This is a genomic window from Paraburkholderia sp. 2C, from assembly GCF_054589215.1.
In genome coordinates, this window is sequence record NZ_BAAILL010000012.1 from 33,470 (window position 1) to 55,172 (window position 21,703).

Annotated in this window: 23 protein-coding genes; 11 read left to right on the forward strand and 12 right to left on the reverse strand. The window is 62.7% G+C overall.

Features of this window, described 5'->3' with window-relative positions:
* Positions 1–81 precede the first annotated feature (81 nt).
* The 3 genes from ACYPXD_RS02445 to nhaR form a co-directional block, all read right to left on the reverse strand.
* Positions 82–1,407, reverse strand: a complete 1,326-nt coding sequence (locus tag ACYPXD_RS02445; RefSeq protein ID WP_459707057.1) for an MFS transporter — start codon at positions 1,405–1,407, stop codon at positions 82–84.
* 423 nt (positions 1,408–1,830) lie between these two features.
* Entirely contained in the window at positions 1,831–2,475 is a 645-nt protein-coding gene (locus ACYPXD_RS02450; protein WP_459707059.1) for a glutathione S-transferase family protein, read from the reverse strand.
* A gap of 56 nt (positions 2,476–2,531) precedes the next feature.
* Complete coding sequence (gene nhaR, locus ACYPXD_RS02455) at positions 2,532–3,419, reverse strand: transcriptional activator NhaR (protein ID WP_459707061.1); 888 nt, start codon at positions 3,417–3,419, stop codon at positions 2,532–2,534.
* 340 nt (positions 3,420–3,759) lie between these two features.
* On the opposite strand from nhaR, the gene ACYPXD_RS02460 reads away from it, so the two are divergent.
* The 4 genes from ACYPXD_RS02460 to ACYPXD_RS02475 all read left to right on the forward strand — a co-directional run bounded on the left by ACYPXD_RS02460 (position 3,760) and on the right by ACYPXD_RS02475 (position 6,920).
* Positions 3,760–5,148 (forward strand): ATP-grasp domain-containing protein, encoded by a 1,389-nt coding sequence (locus tag ACYPXD_RS02460; protein WP_459707064.1) that lies wholly within the window; start codon positions 3,760–3,762, stop codon positions 5,146–5,148.
* Complete coding sequence (locus tag ACYPXD_RS02465) at positions 5,145–6,071, forward strand: hypothetical protein (protein WP_459707066.1); 927 nt, start codon at positions 5,145–5,147, stop codon at positions 6,069–6,071. The genes ACYPXD_RS02460 and ACYPXD_RS02465 overlap by 4 nt, the downstream gene beginning before the upstream one ends.
* Positions 6,072–6,134: 63 nt before the next feature.
* Positions 6,135–6,272 carry a DUF3563 family protein gene (locus tag ACYPXD_RS02470; protein WP_459707068.1) on the forward strand — a complete coding sequence of 46 codons (138 nt, stop codon included), beginning with the start codon at positions 6,135–6,137 and terminating at the stop codon, positions 6,270–6,272.
* 150 nt (positions 6,273–6,422) lie between these two features.
* On the forward strand, positions 6,423–6,920 hold the full coding sequence (locus ACYPXD_RS02475) for a DUF805 domain-containing protein (protein ID WP_459707070.1): 498 nt from the start codon (positions 6,423–6,425) through the stop codon (positions 6,918–6,920).
* 484 nt (positions 6,921–7,404) lie between these two features.
* Here ACYPXD_RS02475 and ACYPXD_RS02480 read toward each other — a convergent pair whose 3' ends face one another.
* Positions 7,405–7,764, reverse strand: coding sequence for a hypothetical protein (locus ACYPXD_RS02480; protein ID WP_459707072.1), 360 nt, complete (start codon positions 7,762–7,764; stop codon positions 7,405–7,407).
* A gap of 125 nt (positions 7,765–7,889) precedes the next feature.
* Positions 7,890–8,723, reverse strand: a complete 834-nt coding sequence (locus ACYPXD_RS02485) for a class I SAM-dependent methyltransferase (RefSeq protein WP_459707074.1) — start codon at positions 8,721–8,723, stop codon at positions 7,890–7,892.
* A gap of 13 nt (positions 8,724–8,736) precedes the next feature.
* On the opposite strand from ACYPXD_RS02485, the gene ACYPXD_RS02490 reads away from it, so the two are divergent.
* Positions 8,737–8,895, forward strand: a complete 159-nt coding sequence (locus tag ACYPXD_RS02490) for a hypothetical protein (RefSeq protein WP_459707076.1) — start codon at positions 8,737–8,739, stop codon at positions 8,893–8,895.
* An 85-nt stretch (positions 8,896–8,980) separates the two neighbouring features.
* On the opposite strand, the gene ACYPXD_RS02495 is transcribed toward ACYPXD_RS02490, so the two are convergent.
* Complete coding sequence (locus ACYPXD_RS02495) at positions 8,981–9,925, reverse strand: LysR family transcriptional regulator (protein WP_459707078.1); 945 nt, start codon at positions 9,923–9,925, stop codon at positions 8,981–8,983.
* Between the two features lie 252 nt (positions 9,926–10,177).
* On the opposite strand from ACYPXD_RS02495, the gene ACYPXD_RS02500 reads away from it, so the two are divergent.
* Positions 10,178–11,140 carry a 2-dehydropantoate 2-reductase gene (locus ACYPXD_RS02500; protein ID WP_459707080.1) on the forward strand — a complete coding sequence of 321 codons (963 nt, stop codon included), beginning with the start codon at positions 10,178–10,180 and terminating at the stop codon, positions 11,138–11,140.
* A 77-nt stretch (positions 11,141–11,217) separates the two neighbouring features.
* Here ACYPXD_RS02500 and ACYPXD_RS02505 read toward each other — a convergent pair whose 3' ends face one another.
* Positions 11,218–12,876, reverse strand: coding sequence for a tetratricopeptide repeat protein (locus tag ACYPXD_RS02505; protein ID WP_459707083.1), 1,659 nt, complete (start codon positions 12,874–12,876; stop codon positions 11,218–11,220).
* 483 nt (positions 12,877–13,359) lie between these two features.
* Here ACYPXD_RS02505 and ACYPXD_RS02510 point away from each other — a divergent pair, with 483 nt between their 5' ends.
* Entirely contained in the window at positions 13,360–13,977 is a 618-nt protein-coding gene (locus ACYPXD_RS02510) for a LysE family translocator (RefSeq protein ID WP_459707087.1), read from the forward strand.
* Positions 13,978–14,208: 231 nt separating this feature from the next.
* Here the strand turns inward: ACYPXD_RS02510 and ACYPXD_RS02515 are convergent, their stop codons facing one another.
* Positions 14,209–14,922, reverse strand: a complete 714-nt coding sequence (locus tag ACYPXD_RS02515) for an SDR family NAD(P)-dependent oxidoreductase (protein WP_459707089.1) — start codon at positions 14,920–14,922, stop codon at positions 14,209–14,211.
* 130 nt (positions 14,923–15,052) lie between these two features.
* Between ACYPXD_RS02515 and ACYPXD_RS02520 the strand changes: the two genes are divergently transcribed.
* The 4 genes from ACYPXD_RS02520 (at position 15,053) to ACYPXD_RS02535 (ending at position 17,624) form a co-directional block, all read left to right on the forward strand.
* Positions 15,053–16,012 (forward strand): LysR family transcriptional regulator, encoded by a 960-nt coding sequence (locus ACYPXD_RS02520; RefSeq protein WP_459707280.1) that lies wholly within the window; start codon positions 15,053–15,055, stop codon positions 16,010–16,012.
* A 528-nt stretch (positions 16,013–16,540) separates the two neighbouring features.
* A complete protein-coding gene (locus ACYPXD_RS02525) occupies positions 16,541–16,801 on the forward strand; it encodes a hypothetical protein (protein WP_459707283.1) in 261 nt (86 codons plus the stop codon).
* 41 nt (positions 16,802–16,842) lie between these two features.
* On the forward strand, positions 16,843–17,424 hold the full coding sequence (locus ACYPXD_RS02530; RefSeq protein ID WP_459707091.1) for a hypothetical protein: 582 nt from the start codon (positions 16,843–16,845) through the stop codon (positions 17,422–17,424).
* The gene (locus ACYPXD_RS02535) at positions 17,424–17,624 is read left to right on the forward strand and encodes a hypothetical protein (protein ID WP_459707093.1); all 201 of its coding nucleotides are present in this window, start codon (positions 17,424–17,426) and stop codon (positions 17,622–17,624) included. The genes ACYPXD_RS02530 and ACYPXD_RS02535 overlap by 1 nt, the downstream gene beginning before the upstream one ends.
* Positions 17,625–17,639: 15 nt before the next feature.
* Here ACYPXD_RS02535 and ACYPXD_RS02540 read toward each other — a convergent pair whose 3' ends face one another.
* The 4 genes from ACYPXD_RS02540 to ACYPXD_RS02555 form a co-directional block, all read right to left on the reverse strand.
* Entirely contained in the window at positions 17,640–18,032 is a 393-nt protein-coding gene (locus ACYPXD_RS02540) for a RidA family protein (protein ID WP_459707096.1), read from the reverse strand.
* A gap of 15 nt (positions 18,033–18,047) precedes the next feature.
* Positions 18,048–18,872: an isocitrate lyase/PEP mutase family protein gene (locus tag ACYPXD_RS02545; RefSeq protein ID WP_459707098.1), complete on the reverse strand. Its 825-nt coding sequence runs from the start codon at positions 18,870–18,872 to the stop codon at positions 18,048–18,050.
* A gap of 40 nt (positions 18,873–18,912) precedes the next feature.
* The gene (locus ACYPXD_RS02550; protein WP_459707100.1) at positions 18,913–19,413 is read right to left on the reverse strand and encodes a methylated-DNA--[protein]-cysteine S-methyltransferase; all 501 of its coding nucleotides are present in this window, start codon (positions 19,411–19,413) and stop codon (positions 18,913–18,915) included.
* Positions 19,414–19,505: 92 nt separating this feature from the next.
* A complete protein-coding gene (locus ACYPXD_RS02555; RefSeq protein WP_459707285.1) occupies positions 19,506–21,437 on the reverse strand; it encodes a methyl-accepting chemotaxis protein in 1,932 nt (643 codons plus the stop codon).
* Positions 21,438–21,703: the final 266 nt, after the last annotated feature.

Below are 21,703 nucleotides of genomic sequence, written 5' to 3' on the forward strand. Positions count from 1 at the left end.
GGGTTGAAACGCGGGTCGAAACACGGGTTGGCACGCGGCGGAAGCGCGCTTGGATCCGCGCTTGAGTCGGCGCCTGAATCGTCAGCCCGCCTCTTGCAGCCGGCCGCCGGGCGGACCCGGCGGCACGGGATGACGGCGCTTGAGCGCAAGCGTCACGACCATGCCGAGCAGCGCGAGCACGACCATCGGCAACAGGCCCATGCGGAAGTTGCCGGTCAGGTCGCGAATCCAGCCGATCAGCGTCGGGCAGATAAAGCCCGCCACGTTGCCGATCGCGCAAACCTGTCCGATGCCGGCGGCGGCCGCGTTCTCGGACAGCGACTCCGCGCACAGCGCGAACATCGGCGCCTTGACTGCATAACAGCCGGCCAGCGCGACGGTCAGCGCGAATACGGTCGGCGCCAGCGTGGTGAGAAACATGCACGCGATCAGGCCCACCGCCGACACCGCGAGCGGCGCCGCCGTATGCCAGAAACGCTCGCCGCTACGGTCCGAGCGGCGCGCCCAGATAATCATGGCCGCCGTGGCCAGACCGAACGGGATGGCGTTGATCAGCCCCGTCTGGAAATTGCTCAGGCCGAACGCCTTGATGATCTGCGGCTGCCAGTAGCTGAGCGCGTAGTTGCAGCCGACCGAGCCCGCATAGACGACCGCGAGGCCGAGCACGCGCGGATTGCGCAGCACCTGCCAGATCGAATGCGCTTCGACCGTGGCCGGCGCGCTGCTGCGTTCGGCGGCAAGACGCTCGTTGAGCCACCGGCGTTCGTCGTCGGCAAGCCAACGCGCTTGCGCGGGGTTGTCCGGCAGCACGAAGAGACACAGCACGCCCATCAGCACGGCCGGCACCGCTTCGATGATGAAGAGCCACTGCCAGCCATGCAGGCCGAGCGCGCCGTCGAGGCCGAGCAGCGCGCCCGAGATCGGCGAGCCGATAAAGTTCGCCAGCGGCATCGCCATCAGAAACAGGCTCAGCACATGCGCGCGATTGCCGCGCGGAAACCATGTGCCGAGATAAAGGATGACGCCCGGAAAAAAGCCGGCTTCGGCGACGCCGAGCAGAAAGCGCAGCAACAGGAACGACTTCACGCCGGTCACGAATGCGGTCGCGCCCGACACGAGCCCCCAGCTGATCATGATCCGGCAGATCCAGCGGCGCGCGCCGACCTTCGCCATCAACATGTTCGCCGGCACTTCGCACAGGCACAGCGAAACGAAAAACGCGCCGACGCCCCAGCCGAAGACGGTCGCGGAAAAGCCGAGCTGATGGTTCATCTGCAACGCAGCGAAACCAACATTGACACGGTCGATAAACGAGACGAAGAACGCGAGGACAAGAAATGGGACGATGCGTGCCGATATTCGGGCGATCGTGCGCGTCTCGATGGACGCGTGCGCAAGCTGCCGCATGGACGGGGGTCTCCTCGTGGCGCCGCGGCATGGAACTGCGCGACGCGTCTCCGCTGTATGGTTCGATTGTTGAATTGCAAGGATAGGAAATTCACTTCCGCGCCGCCATCGACTTTTCGTCGCGCGTTCGTGAAGTTTTTGTCGATCGCGACGCGTTTGCCGACCATCGCATGCGCCGTCATCTCAAGCATGCGTTGCGTGCCCCGCCATGCCGGAAGGCCGCGCCCGGGCAGGAACGACGGTTTCGTTCACCAGAAATTCACACACTCGGGCGCGCGGTTGGCGCTGCGCACGATGTCGCCCACCGTCCTTATTTCGGAAAGACCCGATGCTCGCTTATCTTGCGCCGTCGTCGCCGGTCGTCATCGTGATGCGGGTGGTTTGCCGGATCATGGCGCTGGCCTTCGAGGCGCTGTCTTCCCGCTACGGCGCGACAGCAAGCGAAAAGCCCTCACGGCTTCTTGCTTCCGTGAGCCAGCGCATGACGGAAGGCATCGCGGGCTCCGCGCCCAGCACTTCCGGAAAGCGCTCCGCAAGCATCGTCCAGCGATGCGCGGCCAGCGCGACGACGATATCCGCGATCGTGAATCGCTGAAGCGCGATAAACGCACGTTGCCCGAGGTGACCGTCGAGCACGCGCAGCAATCGCGCGGCGTCCTGGAACGCGCCGCGAATCGCGTCATAGTCGCGCTGCGCCTCCGGCGTGCGCGTCAGTCCAAGGAACGTGACGCGCAGCGTCGCCCACAACGTGCCGAGTTGCCAGTCCATCCAGCGCTCCACTTCCGAGCGCTCGCCCGCATCGGCCGGAAATAACGCATGGCCGCCCGCACGCGTCGCGGCAACGTAGCGCAGGATCGTATTCGACTCCCACACCACACGTTCGCCATCGACGAGCGTCGGCACGAGCCCGTTCGGGTTCATCGCGAGATAGTCGGGCGTATGGTTGACGCCGAACTCGAGCCCCGCGTCGATACGCTGATAGTCGCGCCCTTCGGCAAGACCCAGTTCCGCGAGGCACCAGACCACTTTCTGCACGTTGATCGAACTGCGTCTTCCGTAAAGCTGCATCGTTCAGGCTCCGTCGTAGGGGGAGCCTGCGATTATCCACGCAGACGTGCGCGGTTTCAAAACTCGAGTTGCCTTCCCGCGCGTGTAATGTCGCTGACGGCCGGATGTTTGCCACGCCCGTCTAGCGAAATCGCATAAAAGTCGTGGCGCACCTCGTCGATACGACCGACCGGCAGCAGCGCATATTGCGTGCGCAACGACGCTTCGAGCACCGACGGCGCAACGATCGCGCCCTTGCCCTCTCCCGCGAACGCGACCATCAAGGCGCCATCGTCGAATTCACCGACGATCGGCGGCGCGAGCCCCTGCGAATCAAGCCATGCATCGAAGCGCGCCTTCAGCACGCTGTCCGCGCCGGGCAGCAACATCGGCATATGCGCGAGGCATGCGGGAAACGCGGCCTCGCGGTACGGCGCCGCTAATGCCGACGTCGCGAAGACCGACATGCCGGTCGAACCGAGCTTGTCGCTGCGCGCCCGCAGCCGCCCTTCGTCGTGCAACGGCGCATCGCAGAGCACGACATCGAGCCGATGCTCGGCGAGCGCGCCGACGAGCGCCGCCTGATTGCCTTCGCGGCACACCACGCGCAGGCCCGCATGCGACGACACGGCCGGTTCGATGAGCCGGCACGCAATCGTCTTGTGAATCGAATCGGCAATGCCGACGCGCAGTACATCGTTGGCGCGACGCGGCGCGCGCAACTCGCGCTCGAGTTCCGCGCCGAGCGCGAAGATCTTCGCCGCATAGTCGGCGGCCACGCGTCCGGCATCGGTCAGCTCGACAAGCCGCCCGCGCCGCCGCAGCAATGCGCAACCGACGCGGTCTTCGAGCAGCTTGATCTGGCTGCTTACCGTTTGCGGCGTCAGATGCAGCCGCTCGGAAGCGCCCGCAATGCCGCCGTGCTTCGCGGCCATCCACAGGTAATAGAGGTGCTTGTAGTTCATACGATCCACCTGACCCTCGTCGATGCGTCGATGCTGCGCATCGTATCGGCGAAGAATGAGTCGCGAATTAGCATCGCTATCGACCCGTCAAACCCGCTTGCCGCCTTGTTCCCAGGCGATTGCACACGCCGCGCCCGCCTGTTTTTTCTTCGCTTCGCAATGTTTTTTCGAATATTCGAACCCGCGCTTCGCCTTCTACATTGCCGACACAGGCTTTCGTTTTTGCATCGAGCACTGCGAAGTAAAGCAAAGGCTTCAATGCAATGCGAACGGAAGCGACCTGATCTCTTGAGCCGCGCTCTCGCGGTTCTCTCGCAGGAAACGTCAAGGAGACTTCATCATGGCAAGCGTAAAGGGCAAACTGATCCTGATCGTCGACGGCTACTCGACCGGGCGTGAACTCGTGCGCGAACTGAACCTGCGCGGCGCAATCTGCGTCCATCTGCGCTCGACACAACAAGTTCCAAAGCTCGCGGCGCCGTGTTTCGACGCCACGCCGTACTCGGCCAATCTCGGCTACCTCGGCACGGTGCGGGAAGCGCTCGTACGCCTGCCGCCGGTGCGTTTCGATGCAATCGTCGCGGGCTCCGAGTGGGGTGTGACGTACGCCGAATCGCTCGCACTCGCGCTCGGCTTGCCGACCAATCGCGCTGACACACTGAGCGCGCGGCGCAACAAGTTCGACATGATCAACCAGTTGCATGCGCATCGATTGCACGCCGCGCAGCAGGCGCGCATTACCTCGGCGGCTGAAGCGCACGAGTGGGCGCGCAACTACGGGAAGTGGCCCGTGGTCGTCAAGCCGCTGCTCAGCGCGGGCTCCGATGGCGTGGTGATTTGCTACGACCATACGGACATCGACCGCGCGGTGCACGCGGCGCTGTATCGCGACAATCTGCTCGGCGGATTCAACGATAGCCTCGTGATCCAGTCGTACCTCGAAGGGCCGCAATATATCGTCAATACCGTGAGCGAAAACGGCATCCATCGCGTCACCGACGCATGGCATGTCGACTATCGCAACGTGCGCGGCGGCTCGAACGCCATGTGCTCGATGACGCTGCTCAATCCCGACGCGCCGAAAATCCAGGCGTTGTTCGACTATACGAAGCGCGCGATCACGGCGCTCGGCATCGAAAACGGCCCGGCGCACAGCGAGCTGCGGCTCACCGAAGCCGGCCCGGCGCTGATCGAAACGGGCGCGCGGCTGATGGGCGGCATGATGGATGCGCCGTCCTATGCGGTAGCGGGACTGCCGACGCAAGCGAGCTGCTTCGCGGACCAGCTCGTCGCGCGGTACAGAAACGAACCCGCGGCGCGCGACACATACGAGCGCCGGCGCCACTTCGCGAAAGTATTCTTCGTGTTTGGCGAGGGCGGCCATGTCGCGTCGACGGACGGACTGCAGAGGCTCGCGACGCTGCCGTCGTTTCATGCGCACTACCGGCCGCTCGAACCCGGTGCACGCGTCTGGCGCAGTTCCGACTCGCTGTTTTGCGGCGGCGTCGTCTATCTGATCCACGACGATCCGATGCAGATCCGCATGGACATCGCCCAGTTTCGTGCATGGGAAGCCGCTCATGCGCTGTACGCGATCGCGCCCGAACCTGCGCCGGAGGTCACGCCCGAAACGGCACTGGAATGGACCAGCAAGCAGATGCAGATGCAAACGCAGACGCAAACCCAGCCGAAAGTTGCGCTCGCAACCGAATCGGATAGTGCGCCATGAGCACCGCCCACGCGCTGTCGTTCCTTGCCGTGTTGCTGCAATCGAGCGGCAAGGTGATGTACGGCACCTTTCTCGCCGCGATCGCGCCCGCGCAATTTCTGCTGATCAGCTTTTGCGTCGTCGCGGGCGTGTTCCTCGCGGTTGCGCGCGGTCGGCTGCCGGCCGGCTCGCGCGCGGAGATCGTGGCGGTCAATGTGTGGACCGCGGTGGCGTTTATCTGCTTCTTCTACGCGTTGAAGCATTTGTCGCCGGCCGCGGTCGGTGCGATTGAGATCGGCGTTGCGGTGCTGGTGGCGGTCGTTGCGGCGGCATGGCAGAGACATGACCGGCCATCCGGCGGCCGGCCGGGCGCGGCGAAGCTGGTCGTCTGTGCGGGCATCGTAGGCGGATGCGCATTGCTCGTGCCGGTCGAACTCGAACGTGCGGCGGCCGCATCGTGGCACACGGCGTTCGCGCTTGTCGCGGCCGCGATTGCGGGCGCCGCGTCGACGCTGATCATCGGTTCGTTCCGCCGGCTCGCCGATAGCGGCTGGCGGCCGGCGTCGATCCTCGCGCATCGGTTCTATCTGACGATTGCGGTGGCGCTGGTGTGGCTGTCGTTCGAAAGTGGCGTGGGTGATGCCGGCAGCCTTGCGCTTCCGGCGCCCGCGGATGCGCTGACGATCGTCGCGGTCGCCGCGATCGGCGTGATGCTGCCGCTGTTGCTGGTGCAGTTCGCGGTGCGAAAGACCGACGGATTGACACTGATGATCTGCATGGCCTTGCAGCCCGTGCTGTCGTTCATGCTGTCGATGCTGTCGCCGGCTTATGAGTGGCAACCGGTCACGCTGGCGGGAACCCTGGTCGTCGCGGGCGCGCTGCTTTTCGATGTGTTCGCCGGGCGCAAACCTGCGCCCGCGCCTGCACGCGGATCTGCGTCCTAACTTTGCGCTCATTGTCGCGCCGTACGATCTGGATCACCGACTCAGACCACAGTGGAGACTGCGATGGTTGCCTACCTTCTGACCAAACTGACCGAGTGGATCGAACAGGCCGACAAGGATCGCCGCGACGAATACGTGGCGATGGCCAAAGACCTGGCCGAAATCGAACGCCGGATGATCCATCTCGAGAGGATGAACTGACCAGGCGCGACGCTGCTTGATACAGCCATGGAGCGCATCGACACGGCGATGCGCTCCGCATCCCTAAACTTCCCGCGACATCTGCCGTAAACTTCGACATCCGCCTTTTCATCGTGAAGCGCTCACCCAAACCAGCAAGGGGAAACGGTGATGTCGAAGCTTCTCGCAGCGTGCAGGTTTCAGGCCGGCGCGATCGTCGCGAATCGTCGGATGGGCGCGGGCAGCTATCTGCTCGTGATGTCGCTGGGCGCGATGGCGTGGTCGCTTCTTACCGCGCTCGCCTGCCTCGAGTTCGCGGCCCCGGGCCGCATCGGTCTCGCGGATCTGAATCTGGCCGTGTCGCTGCTCAGCGCGGCGTTCGCGACGCTGTTCTACAGCGCGTCGTCGCGGCGCCTCAGAGATCTCAACTTTCCCGCGTGGTCCGTCAAGGTGCTGTCGATTCCGCTGATCGGCGTGATTGTGCTACCCGTCCTCTGCTTTCTATCCGGCCCACGCCATGCGAACGACTTCGGCCCCGCTCCGGCGCCGTCCGGCTTCGCAAAGACGACGCTGGCGCTCGTTTCGTGTCTCGTGGCGCTTGCGCTTTGCCGGTGGGCGCTGCTGACCTATCTGCATACGCGCCATTTGATCATGGCCGGCGGCTTCTAGATCCACGGCCGTGGCGGCGCACATTTCACGCCGCCCCTGCGATGCGGCACCTATCGCGCGGGCGCGAGGGCACGCCTCGACGCGACGCCTCGAAAACGTTCAATAAGCTGGTGAGATGCGTCCATGAGATGCATCGCGTTGCCTGGAATAAGCAAACGCTGTCAAACGTCTTTTCGTCAGGCAGACCGGCCGATTGACCGGAACTTGACTGCCCAGTCTTTCGATTTGCCTCGGAGCAACGTATGTCAGATCTTGAGAAGGTTGAATACGCTGTTTCGGCCGGAGCTTAAGGTCGCACGGAAGTTTGTCTCGGACAATTTCGACTACAACCCCTGGAACAGCCCCCTCAGAATGCACGACGCGGCCAGTGAAGCCTCAACAGAAGGAGAATCCCAGACAGAGTGAGGAACGTCACCCGTCGTGACGTCCAGTAGCGCGAAGCCGCGACACCAGCGGACCTTCACCTGATTCGCGTCAGCGCCCGTTACCACCGCCCCCAGTAGCCGAAGCGGAACGACACCGACGGGCCCCACCAGCCCGGCCAGCCATACCATGGGTAGGGGGCATAGTACGGAGGGTAGTAGGCGGGCGCGACGTACACGGGCACCGGATAGACGTACGCGGCTCCGCGCTGTGATGCCGGCGGAATGTTCTGCGCGTCGGCGCCGTTCGCAAGGCCATAGCTTTGAACGGGGACTTCGCGCTGTGTCGCGTAAGCAGGCACGGCCGGATAGTAACCGTATGGGTAATAGCCGTACGGGTAGTAGCCGACGTAGTAGCAGCCGGACAGTGCAAGTAGCGCAACGGCGCTACTTACGCGCATTGCCGCCGGGAAGAGTCCCATGACTTGTTCCTGGATGGTCGTGCGCCTGACGACCTCTCACAAGCTTAGCCTGGCCGGACTTTCGCCGCCGGCTTTCCCTTCGAACCCTGCCCGATGTCAACGTCAACCTCGCCTGCAGATTGCAATTACAGTCGTTCCACCACGACTTCGAGATACTCGCTCGGCAGCACAAGCGTCGCGTCGTTCGACCGGTTCCGGCTGTGGATCAGTGCCGTCAGATCGGCGAGGAACGCCGCCTGCGGTTCGCCTTCGAGTGCGGCGAAGGCCTTGTTCATCGGCCCATAGAACGTGCGGAATATCTCGATGAAATGCGCCGGCGAACGATAGCGGAACGTGAAATCGCGGTTGATTGTCGTGATGGTCCGGGCGCTGCCGTCGAACAGCTCTTCGAGGCGCGCCTTGGTGCCCCAGAGTGCCGGCGACTTCACGCCCGCCGGCGGCGGAATGTACTTGCCGATCGTCTTGAACACCTGCCCGATGAAACTCTCCGGCGTCCAGTTCGCAAGGCCGATCCGGCCGCCCGGCTTGCAAACACGCGCGAGTTCGGCCGCCGCTTTTGGCTGGTCCGGAGTAAACATCACGCCGAAGGTCGACATCACGACGTCGAATGAAGCATCCGCGTAGGGCAACGCTTCAGCGTCCGCTTCCTCGAACTGCACCACGAGTCCTTCAGCTTGCGCGCGCGCACGGCCCGAATCGAGCAGAGAGGCGACGTAGTCAGTCGACGTGACATCGCACCAGCGCCGCGCGGCGGCGAGCGTTGCATTGCCGTTGCCTGCGGCGACGTCGAGCACGCGACTGCCAGCGCGCACGTCGAGCGCTTCGCAGAGGTTTTCTCCGACGATCTGCAGCGTGGTGCCAACCACCGCATAGTCGCCTGTCGACCACGCTGCCTGTTGGCGGACCTTGACAGCGCCGAAATCGGTGACGGGTGCGAAAGCGGAATCAACAGCTGACATAAGGCGCTCCTCAATGACGGCGCAGCAAACGCACAAATGCGCGTTCGCGCTGCTCCTGTTTGCGCCGCAAAATGCATGGTTCTGGCGCGCCCGCGCGGCGATCGGGCGAAGCGAACCGGACCTGGAAAGGGTTAAGGCTAGTCGGGGCTGGCTGACGCGCAGCATGGTGTGAGCGCCAGTATCGGCAAGTCAGCCGTATCGAGGAATGACCAGGCGTCCAGATGTTTTGCGCAGAACGCCGGAACCGACGAGCGGTGTCATGGATGATCCCGCGTCTGCGGCTTGCGGTCGACCTCGCAAACGAACGAGTCGGAGATCTGAAATCCCAGCGCGCTCGCCGCGAGTTCCAGCCAGGCCCGGCATTCGTGGCTGACGTAGCTCTCGCGCGGTCGCACGAGTGCAAGTTCGAAATGGATGGCAGGTTTCACAATCGGTACCGAGACGAAGTGCCCGACATTGGCTTTCTCGATAACCGATCTGGGCAAAACCGTTACGCCCATTCCCGATGCCACCATCGCCAGAACGAAGTCGAGGTGACTGCTGCGGCCCACGATCGAGGGGACGAATCCTTGCGCACGGCACGCGTCTTCGATCAACCGGCACAGTTTGAAGTCTTGGGTGAAAGTGACCAGCGGGTGGCTCTTTAGCGCGAGAATCCTCATCGCCGAATGCGTGCTTATCTCGTGTCCCGGATTGACGACGAACATCAATTGATCCGCGGCGAACAGCTGTGCGACAAAGCGCTCCGTGTCGATGGGCAGCATCGCCGCGGCAATATCGATCTCGCCGTCGTCGAGCGCCTGTTCGAGGCGGCTTGAAAAGAACTCGGCAATTTGAAGCTCAATGCCGGGATATTCGCTTCGAAACCGCGCGATCACGCCGGAAAAAAACGTCGATCCCACCAGAGGGGGCAACCCTACGCGGAACACGCCTTTCAGCTCCGACTTCATGTCTGTCAATTCAGAGGTGAGTTGACGAGCCTGGCGCAGCATCTGGGTAGCGTGCCGATAAACCACCTCGCCTTCGCGAGTGAGTTTTACGGTCTTCGGCTCGCGGGTCAGCAAGCGAATCCCGCATTCCTCTTCAAGCAGGCGCACCGCGCGGCTGATTGCAGGTTGAGTGACGTGCAGGACCTCGGAAGCCCGGCTAAAGCCCCCGCAATTGACTACCTCGGCAAAATAGCGAAGCGCACGAATGTCCAAGAACCGCCCTATAACTATCGGTTATGTGCGGAAAATTATAGGCTTTCCTGCATGTCGGAACATTAATTTGCGCCAATCCGTTCCCGCCTTGATGCACGTGCGTCAACGCGCAAAAGCTATGCATCGGAGCGGGTATTGCCGACAGTTCAGCGAGGCGATCGGCAGGCTGCTTGCGCGACCGGCCTCTATAACAAAAGCTTATGGCGACGATGACTATAAATCACTTCATTTTTGTACCGCAGCCGACCACACTTGCTCGACCCGAATCGCATCACAGGCATGGCAGGAATTCAGATGACTCAGCGCGTGTCGATTGCAGTAATAGGAATGGGCGGCATAGGGGGTGTAGTGGCAAGCTGCCTTCAACTATCCGGGCGTGATCGGATAGTTGTATGCGCACGCCGCAATGTCGAAGCGATCACGCTGGAAACGCCCGAAGGTACACATCGTTTAACACCCGATGTCGTGACTAACCCCCTGCGGGCCGGCCAAGTCGACTGGATCGTACTTTGTACGAAGACGCAGGACACAGCGTCCGCTTCCGTCTGGTTCGAGCGCCTGTGCGGCCCCCACACGCGTGTCGCTGTGCTGCAGAACGGAATCGAACACGAACGGCGGGTCGCTCCTTATGTGGGAAACCGTGCCGTTGTCCCGGCAGTCGTATATTTCAATGGCAAGCGGCGCTCGGCGAACGACTTCAGTTTCCGCCATGGCAGCGAAGTCGACATCGTGATTCCGGACAGTGCTGCCGGTCAGGCCTTTGCAGCGCTTTTCGAAGGGACATCGCTAAGGGTGTCGCCCCAAAAAGATTTTGAGCAGCGCCGCTGGATAAAGTTGTTGTTGAATGCGGTCGCGAATCCGATCACGGCCCTGACGAGACGGCGCCTCGTGGTGTTTCAGCGAGACGATATTCAGAACGTCGCATCGGACATCATTCGGGAAGGACTCGCGGTCGCGCTCGCTGGCGGCGTCGAACTCGACGGGAACGCGCAGTCGCAGGTGCTGGAGCGACTCCTCGCTTATCCCCCGGACGAAGCGACGTCCATGTATTTCGACTTCATCAACGGACACATACTGGAAGTGGATGCCCTGACGGGCGCTATTGTACGAATGGGCGAATCGCTCGGCGTACCGACGCCCACGAACCGAATTGTATTGGCTCTACTGCAAGCGATAAACGACGGTGCAACACTCGGGGCGACTACGCCACAGTAACTCGCCCATCGTCGGCGCTCATCGTCGACGCGCTGACCATGTCGGGCGATGCCCGCGCGCACTTTCGCCGCATTCGACTAGCCGGCCGCCATCGCCGCCCGGCGGCAGAAGCAAGACGCCTTGATCGGAACGTCCGCCCGCGCTTGCGCAAGATCGAGCCTCTGCTTGATCAGCATCGACTCGACCTTTTCTCCACGACGAACGAGGCATTCGTGCAGCCCGTGAAGCGACCACAGATTGTCGGGGTGCTGGCAGGCCCGGCTCAGTTTGCCGTCGAGACCGAGGTCGGAGCGATAGACCGACTCCGCCTCTTCGATCCGCCCCTGCTCGAGCAGTAACGCGCCGAGCGCGTGGCGGGTCGGCTGCATCCATCCCCAAGGCTCGTCATAAGGCAGCGCGTCGCTTATCTCGACTGACCTGCGCAAATGCGCGAAGGCGGAATCGTAGTTGCCTTTGCGATACTCGAGTTCGCCATCCAGCATCGCGTCGGCCACGCTCAGGAGGTCGACGACCGTGTTGTTATGCACGAGCCGCGTGTCAGGCACCCGGCTCTTTGCCGCCATGAACGATGCCTTCTCTGCCTCGGCCTCGGCGACATTGCCAAGCGCTGAATGCGCGACCGCTTTGGCGTAATGGATCATGGCGACATTCGAGCAGTAGAGCTCCCTGTCTTCCGGCAAGTCTTGTTCGATGATTTCGCGCCATTTCCCGAAGCGCACGAACACATGCTGCTTCATGGTCAGGTAGCCTTCGAGGAAATCCGCCATGGGCGGCGATTCGACGCGCAGCACCGCTTGCGGGATCGTGTCGATCAGCTCTTCGGCCGCGGCAAGGGCCGGTGCGTACTGGCCAAGGAACGTCGCGCCGTAGATCGCGAAGTGGAAGTTGTGGATGACGTAGATCAGGTAGACGCCCGGATCGTCCGCATACGCGAGGAACCGGCGGTCGCTCGCCAGCGCCCTCTGGTTATAGGCGAGGACATCGTGGTAGTACCCGCACAGCACATCCAGGTGGGTCGGCATATGGATCAGGTGGCCCGCCTCGGGGACGATCCCTCGTAGCCGATCGCCGGCGCGCAGCGCGCGTTCAGGGAATGGCGACATTTCCATCAGGTGAACGTAGAGATGCAGCAGGCCGGGGTGATCCCACGCCGCCGGCACGCTATCGAAGGCGTGTTCGAGCACGGCCCTGCATTCCTCGGTGCCCGCTCCTTCGGCGGGCCTGCCCGAGCGCAGATCCCACATTTGCCACGGCGTCTCATTCATGATCGACTCGGCGAACACCGCGCGGACGTCGAGATCGTCAGAAAAGGCTTCGAAGACGTTGCGCATCTCCTTCGTGTACGCCTTGTCCCATGGCCTCATATCCTCGATCGCCTCGCGCTGGGGATAGCGCGCGGGCAGCGCTTCGATCATGGCCTGCTCGACCGGACTTGCGTTCCCCGCATGCGCGAGCGCACGCAATGCGGCGTCGTAAGAGGCCGACAACGCCAGCTGCCGACCGTGCGGGTCGTAACGATCCCACGGCAGGTTGTAATTCGGCCCCGACGCATAGCTGATACCCCAATGCGCCATCGCGCATTGCGGGTCATGCTCGAGCGCCTTCTGGAAGCACCTGATCGCCTCGCCATGGTTGAAACCAAAGAGCCAGTTGAGCCCCCTGTCGAACCAGACTTGGGCCTCCGGCGCGGAGGTGGTGATCTTGCGGCTGTAGGGTCCGAGATCGAAATAGGTCATACGCTGCTCCGTCATCTCAGTTGTTGCTTTGGGCCGTGTGTGCGGACCGCGTGCTCAGACCACGTGCCTGGACCGCGTGCCTGGACCGTGCGCGGCCGTGGTTCCACATGGCCAGCGAGCGGACAGGAATGGTCGGCTCCGTTGAAATTCTAGTTTCCCTGCTTGCGGGAGCAAACCGTCTATCGAGCGGCGGCGCGCTGCGCGGCCGCCCACGAGTGCAGGAAAACGGTATTCGTGAGACTGGGGTACCGCCACTTCCTACGCAAAACGCTGGAGCCGTTGTTGGGCGCGCACACTTAGGGCGCGGTCCGGCCAGGAAGCGACGTTCATGCATCTGAGTAAGATCGTCAACAATCGGCCTAGATTTGGCTAACATTTTCGGTTTGCACGCCCCGCCAACAGCGGTCAACTCCAAATTGCTTCAGAATACCGGCGGTTCAAGCCGCATCCTCGCCCTGTACACACACTTCACCGAGAGAACAAATGATCGATTCGTCTGCTGTAGCGAGTGTTTTCTCTGTCTATGCGGCAGGTGTCGTCATACCCGGACCGAACTTTGTCGCGGTCGTTCACAAAGCAGTTTCCGGTAGACGCTCAGACGCGCTCGCGCTTGTCGCTGGAATCGTGGCAGTCAATCTGTTCTGGGCGACTTGCGCCATCTTGGGTATCGGAATGGTGTTCGCCATTTTCCCGTGGCTGGCTGTTAGCGTTAGGCTTGCTGGCGCCGCCTATCTGATCTGGTTTGGACTGCGACTCATCGTGTCAGCGCGGGCAAGCGACTTGGCAGCGTCTTCCCCTCCGCAGACGCCGCTATTTCGTGCCGCATTCCTGCAAGGCGTCGCGACAAATATCGCGAACCCGAAGTCCATCGCCTTTTACGCTGCCGTGTTTTCCTCGGCAGCGCCCGCACACGTCTCCACGCCGACCTTCTTTGCCATGCTTGCTACTGTCGGTGCGACTGCGACGTGCTGGTACGGAGCAGTCGCGCTTGTTCTATCGCAGGCGGCGATCGCGACGGCGTATCGTCGCGTGAAGGCGTGGATCGACCGCGTGTGTGGAGGCCTCATTGTCGCGCTGGGTATCCGGCAGGCATTTCGTTAGCAAAGCACCCGATGGAGCCTATTTGACCGGCCGCTTGCGCACGCGTGCGAATGTCCCTTTCGGTCGGCTGCGGAAGTTCGCCGATCAGGGCGATGCAGCGCACATACCTTTTCGATGGATTTCCACGTTCGGCCAGGAAGCGGTCAGTCAACGCCAGCTTCTCGATTGGCCGGTCAGAAAGTAGCTGCCGTCATTCTCGGCGAGCGAGGAGGATAGCCAAAAACTGCACCGTCACCATCGAACGGTCCGGCCGCGATAATCCAGATACTCAAGGCCAGGACGCCCCAGCTTGGCCAAAAGGACATCCACGACGCCTGGAACGCTTTCCTCGATCGACAATCGCCCTTCGGGACCGCCCAGGTCAGTGCGCACCCAGCCGGGCGCCATCAGCAGCATGGCCCGCGACGTGTGCGCGTGACGCGCGGCAAAGCTGCGCATGAACTGGTTCAGTGCCGCCTTGCTGCCACGATAAAGCTCGCGCTGGCCGGATTCGTTGTCAGCGACGCTGCCTTGCCCGGACGACATGATCCCGATCAGACCATCCGGCCGAACCCGATCGGACAGGCTTTCGACTACCCGCATCGGGCTGAGTGCGTTGGTAATCATGAGACCCACAAAATCTTCCGTCGGCACCTCGCCGATGGTCTGCGTAGGATCAGGATTGGTAGTGCCCGCATTGACGAACAGTACGTCGAATGTTCGGCCGGACAAATGCTGGCGTAATGCCCGGAGCTGATCCGGCTGGGTGATGTCGAGCGTTTCGATGTCGACCCGACCAGGGTGCGCGTCGGCCAGCTCGTGCAGAAGCGTTCGTCCACCACCGGCGCGCACGGTCCCGACAACGTGCCAGCCCTTCCTCAGAAACTCCGCAGCCATGGCGTGGCCGAGACCGCGTGAAGCGCCGATAAGCAGGACAGTGGATATGTGGGCAGATGTGCGGTGCATGATGTTCTCCTTTCCCGGCAACGAATGCCATGAATTGTCGAGAGAACCCCGGATTTGCACCAGACGCCCGCCCCGCAATCCTCGATTGCACCAAACGCCATACGAGGTGAGTTTCGATTATTCTGGGCGGATGACACGCGTCGACCTGAACCTGCTGACTGCACTGGATGCGTTGCTGAGCGAGCGTAGCGTTACCGGGGCCGCCCGGCGCCTGAACCTCAGCGTCTCTGCCATGAGCCGCACGCTGACACGTCTGCGCTCGGCGACCGGTGATCGCTTGCTGCTTCAGGCCGGACGCACGCTGGTGCTAACGCCTTACGCCGAGCAACTGAGCCTGCGTGTTTCCACTTTGGTCCGGCAAGCGGAAGGCGCGCTGAGTCGCGCCGAACATCGGTTCGACATTTCCACCCTTGAACAACGTTTTACGCTGCGAGCCGGCGAAGGTTTCATCGATCTGCTTGGCGCGGCCTTGATGGACCGGGTCCACCGCGCGGCACCCGGTGTGCAGATTCGCTTTGCGCTCAAGCAGGACTGGAGCGCGCAAGCGCTGAGGGAAGGCACAATAGATCTGGAGATCGGTATCGTCAGGACATCCGCCCCCGAGGTACGAACGCGTTTGTTATTCCGCGATCGCTATGTCGGCGTATGCCGCCTCAAACATCCGCTGCTGGGCGATGAAAGGATCAGCGTAGCGCAATGGACTGAATACGGCCATGTGATGATCTCGCGTACCGGTGAAGCAGAAAACTCCGTCGACACGGCCCTGGAACTGCAAGGCATGCAACGAAAGCTATTGGTGGTGGTGCCGTCTTATACCAACGCCATGCAGTTAGTGCGTCGTTCCGACTTGCTCGCTGTCGTTCCGCGTTCCTGCCTCGGCAATGCATTTATTCCGGATTACGCGAGCGCCAACGGTTTGCAGTGCTTCGAGCTTCCACTATCCACACCCGCGTTCAACATCTCGGCGATCTGGCATCCGCGCCTCGATCACGATCCGCCTCATCGCTGGTTTCGCGGCCAGGTGCTGGATCTATGTTCGGCAGCCTATCCGCCGGACCTATTGACAGATTCGCCAGCGCTGCACAGTTAGCCCAGTCCACCGCACAGACATACGGAGCGTTTGACACCGCGTCATCAACACTGCACGCAGGTAGCTTTCTCGACCGACTCCTGTCGCCCCGAAAACGGACATTAGCGCCCGGAAGATAAATGACGGAATTGGGTCGGTCCGACATCATCAGCTGGCGTTCGGCGAGCATTGCAGCACGCTGGTTGTTGTCGCAACCGGCCGCGGATTTGCCGGGACAGCGTTCCCGGCCGTCTCATCAATTCCGTAATTTCGGTCTCACGAACTTGGCTCCAGTCTCACGAATTCCGTTTCCCTGCATGCGAGCCGCGCTGTCGCGCGCTCGCGACAGCGCGTGACACCTGTATGTTTATACAGTATTCTATGCGCAGCCTGATCGCCCGGTTTTCGGTCAATGCCTGCGATGCAGTTGCCCCGGCTCCGGGCGTCTCCCTGAAAAGGTGCTGTGCCATGAACACGCCAGTCGCACCGCCGCAGGTTGTCGCGCATGGGGCCACACTGGTTGCCGCTGAGCCGTCCACCTCGCATCCAATGCCGGAAATCGCCGCTTTTGTCGCGAGCCTGAAGGCCGCGTTCGGCGCCGCCGTCATCGACGATGCGATCCGGCGCGGCAAAGACGGCGAGCCGACGTTTCATGCGCGCGAAAACGGCCGGTCGGTCGGAACCGTTGAGGCCCCCGCGTACAATGCGTGGCACGTCGACGGCAAGACGCTGCGCGACCGGTATTTCTGCGCAGGGTGCGACGGTTCGTGCGTAGGCCAAAACGTCAGCTGCCGCATCAATGGCCGGTGAGTCTGTTGGCGGAATGCGAATAGCGGAAAGGAGTGAGCGGAATGAACACTGCAATGCTGCGACTTTCGATGGGCCCTCTGCTTCAAGCCCCGCTTCGACTTCTGGCGGCCGCCTCAGGTTTGCTCGCCGCGGCGTTGCCCGCTCTCTCGTTGCTCGCTGCCGCACCCGCTGCGCAGGCCGGCGAACGCATCATCGAGATCTGGAATCCGCCCGAAGCGCGTCAGCCTATGCGTTCGCCGGACGCACGGCCAGGCGCACATCTGATCGGCAAGACCGCCACGCCGCCGCATCATCGAAAGGTGCTTGCGCATCGCAGTGCATCGGCGCCGCATCAACATCAAACGGCGCAGCAAAGCGTGCCACGAGGTTCGATGCAAGGTTCGATGCAAGGCTCGCCGCAAGGCCCGCATCAGGCTGCGAACCCGGCGCCCACTCAGGCCGCTAACGAAGCCGCCCGTCATGCAACGGCGCCGGCCATCGATGCGAGCCGCCTCAAGCACAACGAAGTCCCGCCGCCGAAGCACGATATCTCGCACTTCGAGGACATTCCGCGCATCGTCACGCCGGAAGGCAACGTGTTGCGCGTCGGCACCGGTGGTGCGACCGCTCAGGTCATGCACTAATGCAAGCGCGGCACTACAAGGGCTATTCGATCTGGGGTCACGCGATCCGCCAGCAGGAAGGTTATGCGGCAAGCGGCACGATTACATCCGGAGCAAAGGTCGTCGAAGCGTCCGGCATTCTTGCGCACGTGAACACGGAAGAAGAAGCGGAAACGGTCGGGCTCGAATGGGCCGAGGCGTGGGTCGATAGCCATAGCTAGCGAAAAGCGCAGAAGTCAGCACGCCGCGATGCAATCGATCTCGATGTCGAAATGTCCGGGCCATGCCGGCACGTTGATAAAAATCCGGGCCGGCGGATTCGGCCCGAAGAAGCGCGCATAAATTCCGTTGACCACCGCGAATTGATCGACCGACGTGCAATAGACATTGCACTTCAACACCTGATCGAGCGACGAACCCGCCGCCTCGACGCAGGCCTTCAACTGGTTCAGCACGAGTTCGGTTTGCCGTTCGATCGGTGCATCGACGATCTCGCCGGTCTGAGGATCGAACGGCGGAAAGCCCGACACATAGACCGTGCCGTTGTGGCGCGTGACGGCCGAAGTCGGTGCTTTCCAGCGCTCAAGCCATGTCGAAAGCGGTTCGACGCGTAGGGTTTCGCGAGCCATGTCTGAAACTCCGGTTCAAGCGCCGCGTTTGAACAAGCCGTTGATATCGCCGCCGCCCGGCGCATCGGGAAAGCCCTCGAAACGCCCCTCGGCAAGCCCTTGCGCCGCGCGCATCAAACCGCCCCACGCCGCACGCGCCAGCCCGCCGCCGGTGCTGATGCGCCGCACGCCCAACGCCTCGACAGCGCGCAACGTCAGCCCGGAATTCCCTCCGATCAGCAGATTCACCGGCTTCGGCGCGACGGCGGCAACCACGGCCTCGATCTGTTCGCGCGTGCGAATGCCCGGTGCGTACAGGCAGTCGGCCCCGGCCGCCGCGTAGGCCTTCAGGCGCGCGAGCGTATCGTCGAGATCGGGCACCCCGGCAAAGAAGTTCTCCGCGCGCGCGACAAGCAGCGTATCGCCGCCTGCCTTGTCGATCGCCCGACGTGCCGCGCCAAGCCGTTCTACGGCTACGTCGATCGGAAATAACGGCGCATCGGCGCGCCCGGTCGAATCTTCGATCGATAGCCCCGCCACGCCCGTTTCAACCGCAAGCGCAACGCTTTGCGCGACGCCTTCGGCATCGTCCGCAAAACCGTTTTCGAAATCCGCATTGATCGGCAGATCGGTCGCTTCGACCATCTCGCGCAAATGCGCAAGAATCGCGTCGCGCGGCAGATTGTTGTCCTCGCGTCCGCTCGACCATGCGAAGCCCGCGCTCGTCGTGGCGAGCGCCTTGAAGCCGAGCGACTGCAAATAGCGGGCGCTGCCGGCGTCCCACGGATTCGGCAGGATAAAGCAGCCTGATGCGTGCAGCGCGCGGAAAGCGGCGCGCCTTTCTGCGGTGGTGCGTGACATCGGATGTCTCCTTCAGAAGGAATCGCAACCGCTACCGCGCTTAAATCAGCAACGGCTGCACCGCGCCCGATTCGAGCGCAATCAACGTGGCTTTGGTTGGTATGCCGCCGGCAAAGCCGGTCAGATCGCCGGATGCGCCGATCACACGATGGCACGGCGCGATGATTGAAATGGGATTGCGGCCGTTCGCCGCGCCGACTGCGCGCGTCGCCTTCACATCGCCGATCTGCACGGCAATCTCGCGGTAGCTGCGTGTCTCGCCGAACGGAATGGTCAGCAGCGCATTCCACACTTTTTTCTGGAATTCGGTGCCGATAAACTCGGTGGCCACCTCGAAACGCGTGCGCGTACCGTCGAAATATTCGCCCAGTTGGCGCGCGGTGTCGACCAGCACCGGGTGATCGTCCGCCTCATGCATCTCGCCGAGTTTCACGCGGCCCGGCCGGTCGTTTTCCCACAGAATCGCGACAAGATTCTCGCCGCGCGCCACGAGTTTCAGCTTGCCGACCGGCGACGCGACAATCTTGAACACATACGGCATTGCGCTCTCCTTCGCCGCGGACCGTGCGGTATTTCCGCCGCCGGCCCGCTCAACGCCAAAAGCAGAAGCATAAGCGCAATCCCGCCACAACCTTACACGTCGACGTGAAATGTCGCGACAACCTCCTCCATCATCAGCGCCTGCTCTTTCAGCGACGTGCTGGCGGCGGCCGCCTGTTCGACCAGCGCCGCATTCTGCTGCGTGGTGCGGTCGAGCTGCGTGATCGCGATATTGACCTGTTCGATGCCTTCGCCCTGCTGCACCGATGCGCCGGCAATTTCATTGACGATCGCGTCGACATTCGTCACCGATTCGATCACGCTGCGAATCGCCGCCTGCGCATCGGCGAACAGCCGGGTGCCGCCTTCGACGCTCGCCGACGAACGTTCGATCATCTCCTTCACGTCCTTCGCCGCGCTCGCTGTGCGATGCGCGAGCGTACGCACTTCGCCGGCCACGACCGCGAAGCCCTTGCCCTGCTCGCCGGCGCGCGCCGCTTCGACGGCGGCATTGAGCGCAAGGATATTCGTTTGAAATGCGATGCCTTCGATGGTCGAGATCATCGCGGCCATTTCCGCCGAGCGCCGGCCGATTTCGTGCATCACATCGACGGCGCGTGTGATCACCTCGCCGCTCGCCGATGCTTTCGTCGACGCCTCGCGGCTCAGCAGCCCCGCCTGTTTTGCGTTGTCCGCGTTGTGGCGTACGGTGGCGGTCAGCTGTTCCATGCTGGCCGCCGTTTCTTCGAGCGACGCCGCCTGTTCCTCGGTGCGCCGCGATAGATCGAGGTTGCCCGCCGCGATTTCCTCGCTGCCGGTCAGCACCGATTCGGCGCTCGTCTTCGTCGTGGTGATCGTGCGGCTGAGCGCTGCGAGCAGTTCGTTCATGCGCAGCTTGATCGAGGCGAGTTCGTCGCGGCCGCTTGCGTCGAGCCGGCCTCGCAAATCGCCGGCGCTCGCCTGCTGCATGCTGCCGGCGAGTGCGTTCACATCGGCGCCGGTTCTGCGCGCAAACGCGACGAACAGATACAGCGCAACGCCCACCGACACGGCGCTCAACACACTAAGCACCGCGATATGCACGGCCTGCGCATGCGCACGCGCATCGAGCAGCGTTTTCAGCAAGGCGGACATTTGGCCATGCGCGCGATAGACCGCATCGACGGCGCGCGTGCCGGAGTCGAAGTACGCATTCGATTCGGGCGCCGGCGCATTCGGGTTCGATGCGAGGTCCTCGACCGTCTTGTCGAACGCATCGGCATCGTCGAAGTTCAGGCGCTGCATGACCGACGCGGCATCGTTCGTGCCCAGTGCGCGCTGCACACGCTTCACGTCGTTACGCACGGTGCGGATCTGATCGCGCAGAAACACGGCGTGCACGCCGAGCGCCGCGCGGTCGGCGTCGCCCAGCGGCGCCTGGCTTTTTGCCGCAGCGGCAAGCGCGGCCGCGCCTTTGCCGCGCGTGATCGCGGCCATTTCGGCGGCGGCCGGCAACGAGAGCGCCACCGAGTTCGCCAGATAGTAGGTCGCGGCGTCGGGATCGAGCGCGAGTTGCGACGCGTCCGCGAGATCCGCCGTAAATGCGAAGATCGTGCGCACGAGCGCCGTGTGCGCGTCGAAGACGTCCTTGCCCGGGCCGGTCAGCGGCATCTGCGCAAGCTGCGTGTATTGCTCGGACAACGAGTCCGTTTGCGCACTGAGATCGAACGACTTCGTTGCCGCCGTCTGCGCGCGCAGTGCTGCAATGAGCCGCTGCGCGTCGGCGTTGGCCGCATCGAACGCGGGACGGATCGACTGATTGCCGGCCATCAGCGACGCGCTCGCGCCGCGGCGCTTCTGCACCGCTTTCAGCAACGCCTGGGTCGTCTCGAGCAAGCGAATGCCGTCGAGTTCCTCGCGCGTCGATACATAGAAATTCACTTCGTCGTTAAGGATCGCGTACAGGCATACCGCAAGCGGCAGCATAAACAGCAACGCAAGCACCACGAGCTTGCGCGACATTTTGAGGCGGCCCATCAAAGCCATTCCGGGAGCAAAAAAACGCATCGTGTACATCCTGTGATTCGGGTTCAGGTTGCAACGGCGGCGTGCGCAAGGCCTCGTAGCTCGAGAGACATGTCACGTCGACGTCACATCCCTATTACGGCTGGCAAACCCTGAACTGAAACGATGCGAAGCGGATTTTTCGCGTGGCACCACCGCGGGGCGCAATACGCATTGCGCTGGTGCCGGTCACGCAAAAAATCCGCTAAAAAAACGCCTGTCTGGTGCAGCAAGGGTGCGTGAACTTC

Excerpts from the sequence above, each read along its gene's own strand:
- ACYPXD_RS02445 (WP_459707057.1), bottom strand. The coding sequence starts at position 1,407 with ATGCGGCAGCTTGCGCACGCGTCCATCGAGACGCGCACGATCGCCCGA.
- ACYPXD_RS02450 (WP_459707059.1), bottom strand. The coding sequence starts at position 2,475 with ATGCAGCTTTACGGAAGACGCAGTTCGATCAACGTGCAGAAAGTGGTC.
- nhaR (WP_459707061.1), bottom strand. The coding sequence starts at position 3,419 with ATGAACTACAAGCACCTCTATTACCTGTGGATGGCCGCGAAGCACGGC.
- ACYPXD_RS02460 (WP_459707064.1), top strand. The coding sequence starts at position 3,760 with ATGGCAAGCGTAAAGGGCAAACTGATCCTGATCGTCGACGGCTACTCG.
- ACYPXD_RS02465 (WP_459707066.1), top strand. The coding sequence starts at position 5,145 with ATGAGCACCGCCCACGCGCTGTCGTTCCTTGCCGTGTTGCTGCAATCG.
- ACYPXD_RS02470 (WP_459707068.1), top strand. The coding sequence starts at position 6,135 with ATGGTTGCCTACCTTCTGACCAAACTGACCGAGTGGATCGAACAGGCC.
- ACYPXD_RS02475 (WP_459707070.1), top strand. The coding sequence starts at position 6,423 with ATGTCGAAGCTTCTCGCAGCGTGCAGGTTTCAGGCCGGCGCGATCGTC.
- ACYPXD_RS02480 (WP_459707072.1), bottom strand. The coding sequence starts at position 7,764 with ATGGGACTCTTCCCGGCGGCAATGCGCGTAAGTAGCGCCGTTGCGCTA.
- ACYPXD_RS02485 (WP_459707074.1), bottom strand. The coding sequence starts at position 8,723 with ATGTCAGCTGTTGATTCCGCTTTCGCACCCGTCACCGATTTCGGCGCT.
- ACYPXD_RS02490 (WP_459707076.1), top strand. The coding sequence starts at position 8,737 with ATGACGGCGCAGCAAACGCACAAATGCGCGTTCGCGCTGCTCCTGTTT.
- ACYPXD_RS02505 (WP_459707083.1), bottom strand. The coding sequence starts at position 12,876 with ATGACCTATTTCGATCTCGGACCCTACAGCCGCAAGATCACCACCTCC.
- ACYPXD_RS02510 (WP_459707087.1), top strand. The coding sequence starts at position 13,360 with ATGATCGATTCGTCTGCTGTAGCGAGTGTTTTCTCTGTCTATGCGGCA.
- ACYPXD_RS02515 (WP_459707089.1), bottom strand. The coding sequence starts at position 14,922 with ATGCACCGCACATCTGCCCACATATCCACTGTCCTGCTTATCGGCGCT.
- ACYPXD_RS02520 (WP_459707280.1), top strand. The coding sequence starts at position 15,053 with ATGACACGCGTCGACCTGAACCTGCTGACTGCACTGGATGCGTTGCTG.
- ACYPXD_RS02525 (WP_459707283.1), top strand. The coding sequence starts at position 16,541 with ATGCCGGAAATCGCCGCTTTTGTCGCGAGCCTGAAGGCCGCGTTCGGC.
- ACYPXD_RS02530 (WP_459707091.1), top strand. The coding sequence starts at position 16,843 with ATGAACACTGCAATGCTGCGACTTTCGATGGGCCCTCTGCTTCAAGCC.
- ACYPXD_RS02535 (WP_459707093.1), top strand. The coding sequence starts at position 17,424 with ATGCAAGCGCGGCACTACAAGGGCTATTCGATCTGGGGTCACGCGATC.
- ACYPXD_RS02540 (WP_459707096.1), bottom strand. The coding sequence starts at position 18,032 with ATGGCTCGCGAAACCCTACGCGTCGAACCGCTTTCGACATGGCTTGAG.
- ACYPXD_RS02545 (WP_459707098.1), bottom strand. The coding sequence starts at position 18,872 with ATGTCACGCACCACCGCAGAAAGGCGCGCCGCTTTCCGCGCGCTGCAC.
- ACYPXD_RS02550 (WP_459707100.1), bottom strand. The coding sequence starts at position 19,413 with ATGCCGTATGTGTTCAAGATTGTCGCGTCGCCGGTCGGCAAGCTGAAA.
- ACYPXD_RS02555 (WP_459707285.1), bottom strand. The coding sequence starts at position 21,437 with ATGGCTTTGATGGGCCGCCTCAAAATGTCGCGCAAGCTCGTGGTGCTT.